Origin of the sequence: Paraburkholderia phytofirmans PsJN, from assembly GCF_000020125.1 — a bacterium.
Taxonomy (GTDB): domain Bacteria; phylum Pseudomonadota; class Gammaproteobacteria; order Burkholderiales; family Burkholderiaceae; genus Paraburkholderia; species Paraburkholderia phytofirmans.
Genome location: NC_010681.1, coordinates 2,590,469 through 2,603,552, shown reverse-complemented (window position 1 = coordinate 2,603,552; position 13,084 = coordinate 2,590,469). Strand labels below are relative to the sequence as shown.

At 61.7% G+C, this 13,084-nt stretch carries 11 protein-coding genes; 5 read left to right on the top strand and 6 right to left on the bottom strand.

Going from position 1 to position 13,084, the window contains the following annotated elements; all coding sequences use genetic code 11:
• Positions 1-90: 90 nt before the first annotated feature.
• The 4 genes from BPHYT_RS11445 (at position 91) to BPHYT_RS11430 (ending at position 4,383) form a co-directional block, all read left to right on the top strand.
• A complete protein-coding gene (locus tag BPHYT_RS11445) occupies positions 91-1,257 on the top strand; it encodes an ABC transporter ATP-binding protein (RefSeq protein WP_012433304.1) in 1,167 nt (388 codons plus the stop codon).
• Positions 1,254-2,183, top strand: coding sequence for an ABC transporter permease subunit (locus tag BPHYT_RS11440; RefSeq protein ID WP_012433303.1), 930 nt, complete (start codon positions 1,254-1,256; stop codon positions 2,181-2,183). Before BPHYT_RS11445 ends, BPHYT_RS11440 begins: the two co-directional genes overlap by 4 nt.
• Positions 2,183-3,001: an ABC transporter permease subunit gene (locus tag BPHYT_RS11435; protein ID WP_012433302.1), complete on the top strand. Its 819-nt coding sequence runs from the start codon at positions 2,183-2,185 to the stop codon at positions 2,999-3,001. Before BPHYT_RS11440 ends, BPHYT_RS11435 begins: the two co-directional genes overlap by 1 nt.
• Before the next feature lie 110 nt (positions 3,002-3,111).
• Entirely contained in the window at positions 3,112-4,383 is a 1,272-nt protein-coding gene (locus BPHYT_RS11430) for an IS256 family transposase (RefSeq protein WP_407669188.1), read from the top strand.
• Between the two features lie 49 nt (positions 4,384-4,432).
• On the opposite strand, the gene BPHYT_RS11425 is transcribed toward BPHYT_RS11430, so the two are convergent.
• The 3 genes from BPHYT_RS11425 to BPHYT_RS11415 form a co-directional block, all read right to left on the bottom strand.
• Positions 4,433-5,839 carry a methyl-accepting chemotaxis protein gene (locus BPHYT_RS11425; RefSeq protein WP_012433300.1) on the bottom strand — a complete coding sequence of 469 codons (1,407 nt, stop codon included), beginning with the start codon at positions 5,837-5,839 and terminating at the stop codon, positions 4,433-4,435.
• A gap of 445 nt (positions 5,840-6,284) precedes the next feature.
• Positions 6,285-7,274 (bottom strand): alpha/beta fold hydrolase, encoded by a 990-nt coding sequence (locus BPHYT_RS11420; RefSeq protein ID WP_012433298.1) that lies wholly within the window; start codon positions 7,272-7,274, stop codon positions 6,285-6,287.
• A 112-nt stretch (positions 7,275-7,386) separates the two neighbouring features.
• Positions 7,387-8,877, bottom strand: a complete 1,491-nt coding sequence (locus tag BPHYT_RS11415) for a flavin-containing monooxygenase (protein WP_012433297.1) — start codon at positions 8,875-8,877, stop codon at positions 7,387-7,389.
• Positions 8,878-9,022: 145 nt separating this feature from the next.
• Here BPHYT_RS11415 and BPHYT_RS11410 point away from each other — a divergent pair, with 145 nt between their 5' ends.
• On the top strand, positions 9,023-9,712 hold the full coding sequence (locus tag BPHYT_RS11410) for a TetR family transcriptional regulator (protein ID WP_012433296.1): 690 nt from the start codon (positions 9,023-9,025) through the stop codon (positions 9,710-9,712).
• 104 nt (positions 9,713-9,816) lie between these two features.
• Here the strand turns inward: BPHYT_RS11410 and BPHYT_RS11405 are convergent, their stop codons facing one another.
• The 3 genes from BPHYT_RS11405 to BPHYT_RS11395 all read right to left on the bottom strand — a co-directional run bounded on the left by BPHYT_RS11405 (position 9,817) and on the right by BPHYT_RS11395 (position 13,025).
• Complete coding sequence (locus BPHYT_RS11405) at positions 9,817-11,034, bottom strand: tetratricopeptide repeat protein (protein ID WP_012433295.1); 1,218 nt, start codon at positions 11,032-11,034, stop codon at positions 9,817-9,819.
• A gap of 88 nt (positions 11,035-11,122) precedes the next feature.
• On the bottom strand, positions 11,123-11,803 hold the full coding sequence (locus BPHYT_RS11400; protein WP_011488613.1) for a PspA/IM30 family protein: 681 nt from the start codon (positions 11,801-11,803) through the stop codon (positions 11,123-11,125).
• A gap of 577 nt (positions 11,804-12,380) precedes the next feature.
• Entirely contained in the window at positions 12,381-13,025 is a 645-nt protein-coding gene (locus tag BPHYT_RS11395) for a hypothetical protein (RefSeq protein WP_012433294.1), read from the bottom strand.
• Between the last annotated feature and the right edge of the window lie 59 nt (positions 13,026-13,084).

Below are 13,084 nucleotides of genomic sequence, written 5' to 3'. Positions count from 1 at the left end.
CGCGGCCAGAGTGAACAGGTAAGCATCATCAAGAAGCCCTCGGTGTTCACCGGGGGCTTTGTTCGTCAAACGCCGGAGTCAAGCATTGTGATGAGTAGTGACCAGTCGGGCGCGCTGGCAGGGGCCGTCGCGCCGTCCCCGAGCCTGAACGCCGTTACGGGCGACGCCACGGACAACTTCGTCCAGGTCGTCGATGTCGTGAAGAAGTTCGGCGAGACCGTGGCGGTCAAGGGCGTCAACCTGTCGGTGAAGAAGGGCGAACTGTTCGCGCTGCTCGGCAGTTCCGGCTGCGGCAAGTCGACCTTGCTGCGCATGATGGCCGGGCTCGAAAGCGTGAGCTCGGGCAAGATTTTGATCGACGGCGAAGACCTCGCGCAATTGCCGCCGTACCGTCGGCCGGTCAACATGATGTTCCAGTCGTACGCGCTGTTTCCGCACATGACGGTAGAAGGAAACGTCGCCTTCGGTCTGAAGCAGGAAGGCGTGCCGAAGGCCGAACTGAAGGACCGCGTGCAGACCGCGCTCGAACTCGTGCAGATGGGGCGCTTCGCGAAGCGCAAGCCGAATCAGCTTTCCGGCGGTCAACAGCAGCGCGTGGCGCTCGCACGTTCGCTGGTCAAGCGGCCCAAGCTGCTGCTGCTCGACGAGCCGATGTCCGCGCTCGACAAGCAGATCCGTCAGCGCACCCAGATCGAACTGGTCAACATTCTCGACAAGGTCGGCGTGACCTGCATGATGGTGACGCACGATCAGGAAGAAGCGATGACGATGGCGGGCCGCCTTGCCGTGATGAGCGAAGGCGAGATCGTGCAGCTCGGCACGCCGCACGAAGTGTACGAGTATCCGAATAGCCGTTTCTCGGCCGAGTTCATCGGCTCGACGAATCTGTTCGAAGGCCATACGGTTGAAGACGAGCCCGATTACGTGTTCATCGAAACGCCGGACCTGCCGTGCCGCCTGTATGTGAGCCACGGCATCACCGGTCCGCTCGGCATGCCGGTGACGATTTCGGTGCGCCCCGAGCGCATCGCGTTGACGCGCAAACCGCCTGAGGGCGCCTACAACTGGGGCAAGGGCGTCGTCACGAATATCGCCTACATGGGCGGCTATTCGCTTTATCACGTGAAGCTCGAGGCCGGCAAAACCGTGATCGCGAACGTGACCAGCCTCGCGCTGACCGAGATCGATCCGCCTACGTGGGGCGACGAAGTGTACGTACGCTGGAGCGCATCGGCCGGTGTGGTGCTGACGTCATGAAGCGCTCGTTCAATTCCTTAGCCACGTGGCCGGTGCGGCGCTTCAAACTGAGCGGCCGCACCGCGGTGGTGGCCGGCCCGTTTATCTGGTTGCTGCTGTTTTTCCTCGTGCCGTTCCTGCTGGTCGTGAAGATCAGCTTCGCCGATTTGCAACTCGGCATTCCGCCGTACACGGAGTTGACGAACTTCGCGGACGGCGCGATTCACATCACTCTGGATCTGTCGCATTACGCGTTTTTGCTGACCGACAGTCTGTACTTCGCGACCTACGTGAATTCCGTGGTGGTCGCGGCGATCTCGACGCTGTTGTGTCTGCTGATCGGCTATCCGATGGCGTATTACATCGCGCGTTCGAATCCGGGCAGCCGCAATCTGCTGATGATGGCCGTGATGCTGCCGTTCTGGACGTCGTTTCTGATTCGCGTGTATGCGTGGATCGGGATTCTGAAGAACAACGGCTTGCTGAATAACTTTTTGATGTCGATCGGACTGATTCACTCGCCGATCGAGTTGTATCACACGAATACCGCCGTTTATATCGGCATGGTCTATTCGTATCTGCCGTTCCTCGTGATGCCGCTGTACGCGCATCTCGTGAAGATGGACATGACATTGCTGGAAGCCGCGTACGACCTCGGCGCGAAGCCGTGGAAGGCGTTCTGGCAGATCACCTTGCCGCTCTCGAAGAACGGCATTATCGCCGGCTGTTTGCTGGTGTTCATTCCGGCGGTGGGCGAGTACGTGATTCCCGAATTGTTGGGCGGCGCGAATACGCTAATGATCGGCCGCGTGATGTGGAATGAGTTCTTCGACAATGCCGATTGGCCGATGGCGTCCGCCGTGACGTGCGCGATGGTGTTGTTGTTATTGGTGCCGATGGCGTTTTTCCAGTACGCGCAGGCGAAGGCGATGGAGGAAAGACGCTGATGAAACCGAACCGGATTTTGCAGTTGATCGCTTTGGGGATCGGTTTTCTGTTTCTGTACATACCGATCGTGAGTCTGATTGTGTATTCGTTCAACGAATCGCAACTTGTTACGGTGTGGACGCGGTTTTCGACGCGCTGGTATGCGGCATTACTGCAGGATGACGAATTGATCGCGGCGGCGTGGCTGTCGTTGCGGGTGGCTTTGTTGACGGCGTTTGCTTCTGTTGTCATTGGAACGTGGGCGGGCTTCGTGCTCGCGCGGATGGGGCGGTTTCGCGGCTTCACGTTATATACGGGGATGATCAATGCGCCGTTGGTGATTCCAGAAGTGATTCAGGGGATTTCGCTGCTGTTGCTGTTCATCGAAATGGCCAAGTGGTTGGGATGGCCGGCCGGACGCGGCATTTTCACGATCTGGATCGGGCATGTGATGCTGTGTATTTCTTATGTGGCGATCATCGTGCAGTCGCGGGTGAAGGAATTGCATCCCTCGCTCGAAGAGGCGGCGCTGGATCTTGGGGCTACGCCGTTGCGCGTGTTTTTCTTTATTACGTTGCCGTTGATTTCTCAGGCGCTTGTTTCCGGGTGGCTGCTGTCGTTCACCTTGTCGATCGATGATCTGGTGCTGTCGGCGTTTTTATCTGGGCCTGGATCGACTACTTTGCCGCTCGTTGTTTTCTCGCGTGTTCGGCTGGGACTGAATCCTGAGATGAACGCGTTGGCTACGCTCTTTATTGCCGTGGTTACTGTTGGGGTGGTGGCGGCTAATTATTTTATGCAGCGGGCGGAGAGGAAACGGGCGGTGATGGCGGTTTGATTTTTTTGGGTTTTGGTGGAGGGTGGCGAGGGTGGCTTTACGTTTTGGCCTTCCGGACCTATCCGTAATTTTGTGGGCGAGGCATATCATGAGAGGTAAAAGTCATGGATATGCCGATGAAGAAAAAACGCACCGTCGCTTCTCAGGCAGCGGCCCGAGGGCCGCTGCCTGTCCTGCCGGAAGGTCTGCTTGATGACCTGGTCAAAGGCCCGATGACGCCCAACGAGGTTCAGGACCTGATGCTGGCATTCAACAAGGCACTCATCGAGCGCGCGATGGGCGCCGAGATGAAGATGCATCTGGGCTACCCGGCGGGTCAGCCCAAACCCGACGGCCAGAGCAATGAACGTAACGGTGCCAGTGGCAAGACGCTCCTCACCGATTATGGCCCGCTGCGGGTCGATCTGCCGCGCGATCGTGACGGCAGTTTCGAGCCCATCCTGATCCCCAGACACGAGCGCCGTTTCACCGGTTTCGATGAGCGCATCATCGCCATGTACGCGCGCGGCATGAGTGTGCGCGAGATCCAGGCGTTTCTGGCCGAAACCTATGGCACCGGGGTGTCGCCCGATTTCATCAGCTCGGTTACCGACGAGGTGATGGCCGAAACGCTCGCCTGGCAGAACCGTCCGCTCGAGCCGATGTACCCGGTCGTGTTCTTCGATGCGCTGCGCGTGAAGATCCGTGACGAGGGCGTGGTCAGCAACAAGGCCGTCTATCTGGCGCTGGGTATCCAGGCTGACGGCCAGCGCGACGTGCTCGGTCTGTGGATCGAACAGACCGAGGGCGCAAAGTTCTGGCTCAAGGTGTTCAACGAGCTCAAAACGCGCGGCTGCCTGGACATCCTGATCGCCGTGGTCGACGGCCTGAAGGGACTGGCCGAAGCGATCGGCACGGCGTACCCGCGTACGGCCGTGCAGACCTGCATCGTGCACCTGATGCGCAATAGCCTGGAGTACGCGAGCTACAAGGATCGCAAGGCCGTCGCTGCCGCGCTCAGGCCCATCTATACCGCTGTGAACGAGCTGGCCGCGCGGCAGGCGCTGGAGGCGTTTGCCGAAGGACAATGGGGAACGAAGTATCCGACTATCGTGCAATCCTGGCGGCGGGCGTGGGAAAACGTCACGCCATTTTTTGTGTTTCCGCCGGAGATACGCCGGGTCATTTACACCACAAATGCCATTGAGAGTCTGAACATGCAACTGCGCAAGATCATCAAGACCCGTGGTCACTTCCCGAATGACGAGGCGGCCATCAAGCTGCTGTGGCTGGCGCTTCGCAACGTGCTGGCAAAGTCCGTACGGACCACCTTCGACTGGAAATCAGCCATGAACCAGTTTGCCATCCTGTTTGGCGAGCGCTTCACCAACGCACGCGGCTAAATCCGCTAACCGCCTCGCACACAAAAATGCGGACAGGTTCGGCCTTCCCTCAAACCCGATACCCAATCCGAACCCCACCCCAATGCCGCCCACCGACAAAAACCGGCGCAGACGCATCCTTCATCAACACGAACTCGCCACCCCCCATATCCCGCCGATACGTCTGCAATAAAAACCGCTTCGTATGTGAAGCCGCGGCAATCCCGGTCCGATCATCGAACATCCGCCGGTTCCGGCAATTCGCCGTATTCCAGACGACATCACCATCACGCTGAGGCAAAGAAAACTTCAGATTGTGCGTCGGCAAATAACCCCGCAAATCGACCGCCGCGCAAAACGCGACGCGCGGATCGAGACCGAGCAGAGGCTCCTGAATAGCCGGAAAAACACGATCGGTCAACGCGGTAAATCGCGTCAAAAACTGCGGCGGATTACTCCCGGCCACCGGCACATAATGCCGGTCGAACAGGTCATCAAGCGACACTTCACCACGCGCCACCGCCGTTTCGAATGCCTTGCTCACGGCGGCCGCCGCCCGCTGCACGGCCTTGATAAAACGCGTGTCCGCCGTTTCCACACCTGTCGCGGCGGTCAGCTCGATCAGAGTTTCGGACACACCGAGCAAATTGCCCAACCGGTCCTTCGCCTGCACGAAATTCTCGCTCGAATCCTCGACGCCGCTCGCCATTTCCAACACCTGCGCCTCGAGTCCGTCGCACTGCGATTCGATCTCGCCGGTCAGCACGGCGATCTGGCCCGCCTCGTCATTCAGATGCGCGATCGCATCGCCGGTTGCATGCACGACGTCGCCGATCTTGCGCGTGCCTTCGCGCACGCGGTGCGCTCGCGCGGTGTTCACGGATCCCTCGCTGATCAGTTGCTCGGTCTGCTGCGTGAGTTGCGCGAGCGTCGTCTCGATCTGCCCGGTGGCCTGCGCGGTCTTCGCCGAGAGGTTCTTCACTTCGGCCGCGACGACCGCGAAACTTTTGCCGGAGTCGCCGGCGCGCGCAGCTTCGATCGCGGCATTCAGCGCCAGCAGATGAGTCTGACGCGCGATCAGCGAAATCTCCTCGGAGACACGGCTCACATGCGCCAGCGCACTGCGCAGCGCGCCGATCTGGCTTTCGATGACAGTCACGCCTTCAACGAGTCCATGAATGTCGGCGAGCGACGCTTCGAGCGTTTGCTGCGAGTCCTGCACGCCGGTCGCGGCTTCGGCGGATACGTGGCTCATTTTCCGTGCGGCCGCGGCAATGCGATGATTGCCCGCGAGCGTCTGCGCGGCCGATTCGCGCAACGCGCGGCATACTTGCGCCTGATGTTGCACGCGCGCGGCCACTTCCTCGACGTGGCCCGATACGTCGCAGATTTCGATGCCCAGTTTGCCGGCTTGCGCGGCAATATCGCCGACGACCGTGTGCGAACGGGCCGAACGGCGAAAGCTGAAACGCGTCATGCTCGTCTCCCATGCAATCTGTTTTCGACTGGCGCGCTCAGCGCATTCAATCGGCGAATCACCCAACGCGTCTACAGCGTCTCCTCGCCGCCTTTACGGCAATCTTTCAAGCGACTTGATACGGGGTATCCCGCAGTCGTTATCATGTGCGGTCCAACTGCGATCCACACCCTTATCCGCAGGCCTTTCCGTTTCTTACCGGTATTTCATGATCGACTCGTTCGCACGCGTTTCGGGCTGGCAACAGCTCTATCATCTGTGGGAGCTGATCGTCATGCTCTGCAAGTTTCTCTGGGGATTGTTGCGTCTGCTGGGCGGCGGCTGAACGCGTCGACGCGACGCGAGGGAAGGGCGCGCAAGATTCGCGCGCGCGATATATGCGCTTAGAACGCGCGAGCACGCGCGAAGCATCGATCAAATGATCGCAGTGACGAAAGCAGCCGGGTCAGGCCGGTGCGCGGCGAGTGCCTTCGTCAACCGGAACACGCGCGCCACGCGTGCCGAGAAAAGCACGCAGATCGGCCATCACGCGCTCGGGCGCTTCTTCCATCGGAATATGGCCGAGCCCCGGATACATGACCGACTTCGCGCCCGGAATGCGGCTCGCAAATTCGGCGGCGTGCGCAGTCGGAATCCAGCGATCCTTCGCTCCCCATAGCACGAGCGTCGGTACGTCGAGTGTCTTCAGCACGTCGGTGTCGACATCCTCGAAGTCGAGCGTGGGCACCATCTTGCCGATCGCCGTGCGCGTGCCTTCGCCGTGGAAGAACTCGACGTAGCGCCGCAGCGTCACCGCATCGATCTTGCGCGGATCGCCATACACGTTGCGCACCGCACTTTTCACGATGACCTCAGGCAGCCACCACGGCGAACTGACGCGCACCAGCGCGCTGTTGAACAGGCCGATGTAAATCGGCAGCTTCATCGGAAAGCCCGCCGAGTCGATCAACACGAGCCGTTCAACCGCATCGCGATGCCGCACCGCATAGTCCCACGCAATCAGCCCGCCGAGCGAATTGCCCATGAAGGTCGCGCGCGAGATGCCGAGTGCCTGCATGAACGTGTCGATGAAACGCCGGTAAGTCGGCAGATTCATCGTTTCGATTGCGCCGCTGCTGGAGCGCAGCGGTCCCGTCACGCCGAACGGCGGCAGGTCGAGGCGGATCACGCGATGCTCGCGCTTGAGTTCGTCGGCGACGCGATTCCAGGTGTGCAGCGAAGACGCGAAGCCGTGGATCATCACGATGATGTCGCCGCTGCCTTCGTCGACGTAATGCACGTCCGCGCCCATGATCTTCACGAAACTGGAACCGCTCTGCGTATAACGCCGGCGTAATTCGTCGCGCGGCACGCTGGTAATGCCGAGCCGCGCGGCGAGCGAGCGCGGCGGCAGCGAGGATGTCGAGGCGGGCGTGCCGGAGTCGATGCTTGCCATGTTTGTTATCTCCCTTGTCGTTCGATTTCTGGTTCGCGTGGCTTTGAAGCGGATTGCATCGACGGCGTCGTGTTCTCTTGGGTTGTCGGCCGCCGTTCACTGCGTCAGGGCGTCAGGGCGCGAAACGATAGTCGTGCGGACGCGCGCGGCGCGTGCGTTTGCGAAAGCTGAAGCTGAAGCCCGGCCATAACGCGGTCACTTTGCCGCTGCGGGTCTGATAGTAGCTACGACATCCGCTCGCCCACACCGAGTGCTGCATGTCCTTCTGCAAACGCGCGTTGAAATCGCGCTGCACGTCGGGCCGCAGATTCATCGTGCGAGCCTTGCGGCGACGTAAGACGCGCAGGCAATCGGCGATGTACTGCACTTGCGACTCGATCATGTAGAGCAGCGAGTTGTGGCCGAGGCCCGTATTCGGGCCGACGATCATGAAGAAGTTCGGAAAGTTCGCCACGCTGACACCGAGGTAGGCTTCCGGCCCGTCGCGCAGCCACTGAGTGCTGAGATCCGCGCCGTCGAGGCCGGTCACTTCGAACGGCGCGCGGACGTCGTTGACCTGGAAACCCGTGCCGCAAATGATGGCGTCGGCGGGGCGATGCACGCCGTCTTCGGTCACGATGCCGTCGGCGACGATCTCGCGGATGCCGCTCGTCACCACGTCGACATTAGGCTGGCTGAGCGCGGGATAGTAGTCGCTCGAAAGCAGCACGCGCTTGCAGCCGAACCGGTAGTTCGGCGTGAGCTTGGCGCGCAGTTCTGGATCTTTGACGCGTCGTTCGAGGTAGCTCAGGCCGAACTTCATCGGCACCTTCAGCAGTTCCGGACTGACGACGAATGCGATGGCGCGCGATTCGAGCTGCCAGTAGATCGCGCTGCGCAAGAAGCGCTGCGTGAACGGCAGATGCTGGAACAGCCAGCGGGCGCGGGCGTCGATCGGCTTGTCGGGCTTGGGCATGACCCATGGCGCGGTGCGCTGGAACAGATCGAGATGCGCGACGCGCGGCTGGATTTTCGGCACGAACTGGGCCGCGCTCGCGCCCGTGCCGATCACCGCGACGCGTTTGCCTTCGAGCGGATACGCGTGGTCCCAGCGCGCGGAATGAAACAGTTTGCCTTCGAAGCGTTCGAGCCCGGCGATTTGCGGCATGGCCGGGCGCGACAGCGGACCGCTCGCAGCGATCACGACATCGGCCTCGATGGTTTCGCGTACGCCGTTCACATCGACGTCGACATGCCAGACCTGGCGCGCTTCGTCGAAACGCGACGCGGCCACGCGCGCATTGCAACGCACGTAACGTTCTACGTCGTATTTGCGCGCGCAGTGCTTCAGATAGGCGAAAATCTCCGCCTGGCCGCCGAACGCGCGCGACCACGCCGGATTGGGCTCGAACGAAAACGAATAGAGATGCGAGGGCACGTCGCAGGCCGCGCCGGGATAGGTGTTGTCGCGCCACGTGCCGCCGATATCGCCGGCCGCCTCGTAGATCGTGAACGACGTGATGCCCATTCGCTGCAGGCGAATCGCCATGTCGATGCCGGCAAAGCCGCCCCCGACGATCGCGATGCGCGGCGCGGCAGGCGGAGCAGATGAGGCAGGCGTCACGGCGGTCTCCGGCATGGGGCGAGTTTCAGGCGTCTACATGTGTCTACTGCGGTATAACGCGCAGGGTAGACAACTGTGCACCTGGCGTCAAGATCGTTTAGAGTACGGCTATTAAACGCGCCTGGCGCGCACCGATTGAAAACACATGACATCCGTACCGGACGCGGCTGCTGCCGTCGAACACCACGTTGCCGTCAAGCAGGAATTGCCGGCCGGCAAGCGCAAACTGATTGAAGCCGCATTGCGCTTGACGGCAAGCGGCCGCAGTTTTACGAGCCTCGGTTTGCGCGAACTGGCGCGCGAGGCCGGACTCAATCCCAACACGTTCTACCGTCATTTCGACACGCTCGACGACCTTGCGCGCGAAGCCGTCGAATCGGTGAGCCGCCGTTTGCGGCCGATGCTGCGGCGTGAGCGCTGGCTCGCCGCGCACGACGAGCCGCATAGCGTGCCGCGTCGCGCCTGCGTCGCGTTCTTTGCGTTCGCGCTGGAAAACCGCGCGGCGTTTCTGAGCGCGCTCGCTGAATATCATGGTACGTCGCCGGCGTTGCGCGAGGCCGTGCGCGCGAACCTGCACGAGGTGTCGGCGGAAATGGCCGACGACGTCGTTCAACTGGCATTGATGCCGACACTTTCGCGTGAAACCGTCGACGAAGTCTGCACGCAGATCGTGCTGCAACTCTTTCATCTCTCAGCCGAATATATCGATGCGGACGACGCGCGCCGTACTGCGCTGATCGCATATGCGGAGCGTTTCATCGTCAGACTGTTCGCGGGTTCGGCGGTGCTGGCGCAGCATGAGCCGGTCAGTGAAGTGGTGCCGATGCGGGCGTGAAGCCTCAGAGACGAATCGCCATAACGAAACAGGCTCCGTAAAGGAGCCTGTTTCCGTGACGCACGCTTGTGCGGCCTGATTCGACTTCAGCCGCGCGGCGAAGCTCAGGTGTTGTCGTTCCAGCCGCCAGAGTCGTCGTTGCTGCCCAGATCGACGCCGCCGCCGTTGTCGTTCCAGTCGTTCGAACCTTGACCGAAGTCGAGGCCGCCGCCATTGCCGCCATTGCCGCCATTGCCGCCGTCGTTGCCGCGACGGCGCGCTTCGTCGTCGACGATCACGTCGCGCTCCACCACGCGCTCACGTCCGGAATTCAGCGCTTCGCCAAGCAGCACGCCAGTCAGCAGACCGCCCATGCCGCCGCCGAAACCCCCGCCGCCTTGCTGCACGATAACCGGCGGCTGTTGCTGATACGGACCTTGCTGCGGATAGGGCGCTTGCGGCGGATTACCGAAGCGTTCGGCTTCCTGCGCATATGGCGACTGTTGCTGCGCGCTGGCGGCCGGAGCGGCATACGGATCGGGCCGGCCTTCGAGGCGCGCGCGCATGCTGCCGAGCCGTTGTTCGAGTTCGTCGAGTTGATACGGCGGCAGCGGATTCTTGCTATTCGACAGCGTTTCGACGAGGCCGCGCAACTGGTCTTCGGTTGCTTCGACTTCCTTCTCCAGCGCCTCATGACCTTGCACGGTTGAGAGCTTCACGTCGAGCTTGAGCGAACGCACAGTGTTGAGCATCTCCGTGGCGCGCTTGAGTTGCACGCGACGGTCGTCGTCGGCGCGCGTATCGCCTTGTGCGCGGGCGCGCCGCAAGGTCCAGCGCAGCACCAGCGCGATCACGCCGACGAGGACCAGAATGCCGATCCACATGCCCATGCCAGGACCATGCCGTTGCGGCGCTTGCGGCACGATGGCCGACTGTTGCTGCACGGACGGCGCGGTCTGCTGCTGCGCGAACGGGTTGGGTGCGCGGCTGGTCGTGTTGCCACCCGCAGCGCCTGCGCGTTCCGCGTCTTTGCGGATGCGCGCTTCGGTCTGCGCGAAGCGGGTCGGATCGGTGAAACGGATCTGCGGGTCGAGGGTCTTGGCCTGCTGCACCTGGGCGAGCGCATCGGCGGAACGGCCTTCGCGGTCGAGCACCTGGGCATACAGATAGTGCGCGCGCGCATTGTTCGGATGCGCCTGCAGCACTTCGCTCAGGCCGGCGTCGGCCTGTTGCCAGTTGCCTTGCGACATGGCAGATTCGATTTGCTGAACGGTGGGCACTGCGAACGCCGCGGCCGACACGAACAGCAGTGAGGCAAACGCGGTTGCGAGAAATTTTTTCATTTGCGGACCGGACGCGTTGCGCCCGTCTCCTTCAGTCGATTCCGGCGGCTCACACGAAGGCCGCCGGTATGTACTGCTGTCGACGCAATTACTGGGCCGGCGTATTGATCTGCTTCTTCAATGCTTCGAGACGATCTTCGACGGACGGGCCGCGGTTCAGATCCGCGAGCTTGTCGTCGAGCGCCTTGCCGCTCTTCACGTCGGCCGAATTCAGGCGGGCGTCCGAACGGGCATTGGACAGCGCGACCTTGTCTTCGAGCTTCTGAAAATCTTCCGACAGATTCTTGCCGCCAATGCCGCCCAACGCCGTGGCCGCCACGTCTTTCGCCTGAGCGATCTGCTGCTTGGCTTGCAGAATGTTCGAGCGGGCGTTCAGGTCGTTGCGACGCGTGCGCATGTCTTCGATCTGACTCTTGAGCTGCGCCACCGACGGCTCCAGCGTAGTGAGTTCCTTGGCGAGCGCATCGCGTTCGGCTTCGGCCGTGGCTTGCGCGCCGAGGGCTTCGCGCGCGAGCGCTTCGTCGCCGGATTGCAGCGCGCGCTTCGCGCCGTCTTCGTATTTCTTCGCCTTGTCCGCGGCAACATCGCGCTTGCTTTGCTGCGTGGCCACTTGCGCCTGAATCTCGATCAGCGAGTTCTCGGCTTTGGCGATGCTCTCATCGAGCTCCCGCACGATCTGGCGCGAGTCGCGCGACGGATCTTGCACGGAGTCGGCTGCGTCGTTCAGGAGACCTTTAAGCGTGCGGGAAATGCTGTCGAAAAGCGACATGAAAACCTCCAAAGAATGTAAACGGCGCTGAATGATCCCGCGCGCTCAACTGCATTCAACTGCTACTTTACGCCGCTGCACGCGAAGCTGCGCAACGTTCGGACCGGAGTTCGGGGCGCGCGCGCCGATTGCAATAGCGGCGACGTAAATTGTTCGATTCGAATATCGAGCGGCAAACAGCTCAAAGGTTAAATCGCGCGACGCGTCATTCAGCCGCTCGCGGATATTACACCACGGGCTCTCTTAAAACCGACTTAAAGGGCGCGATGACAAATTGGACAACTTTGCGCGCGGCAAGTGTCGCTGGCGTGAATAGGCGCGGTGCGCGTGCGCACGGTTTGCGTCTATTGTTGCTCGTGCCTGAGCATGGCTGAGCACGTCTGGCAGCCGTGCATTCAACGACATGAAAGACGTGCATGCCGAGCGTATTTTTAATGCGCAACAAGCCGCCTTTAATCGCGGGATGAATACCAAGCTTGCAATGCCGAAAGCTCGCGCATTTTGAGCGACGCTAATGTAACGATATGCAACGTGCCGACGCGCGTTGCGCGTCGCGCGATATGCATCGCTAACCTCGTTACGCGAAACGGCCGCCCTTTGTGCTGGGATCGCCGAGCGGATCATCGTCGTCGCGCGGGGTGTCGACGCGTGGGCGTTTCAGCACGCTGCGCAGTTGCGTTTCCGTATCCGTCCGAAGTGTTGATCCTTCCGCCGATGCCGCTTCGGCCGCTGCCATGCGCGCGACGGCTTCAGCGGTTGCCGCGGCTTCCTCGTCGATGCCGGCGGCGAGGGCGGCGGCAAGACCAGCGGGTAACAGCGGCGCGGGCTCTGCCTGCCCGGCTGCTGCGCTCGGTAATGTATCCGTCGATGCATCCGTCGATGCACCCGGCGCAGGCGCATTGACCCCCACCGCACCATCCGTGGACGCGCCGGTTGCGCTATCGACGTGCGTCTGCAAAGCCGGCGGCAATGCGGCGCGTGCGTGCCGTGTGCCGCGCGCGACCCGTTGCAATGCGGCGTCGAGCGCGTCCGGCGCGCGGGGCGCGCGCAAACGGTCGACGATGCTGGCCGCTTTCACCTGTTCACTGGTCGCGCCGAAACTCAGGACCGCGCGCCGCATCAGTTCGCTGACGCTGATGCCCATATTCTCGGCGGTGGTGGTGATCGCGCGTTTCTGCGCGGTCGTGACGAATACGACGATGCGTTCGCTGGGCTTATTCATAGTCGGCTCGCATACTTGTTGGCATGGGCGGTTCAAAGCGGGCGTTTGGCGGACGCCGC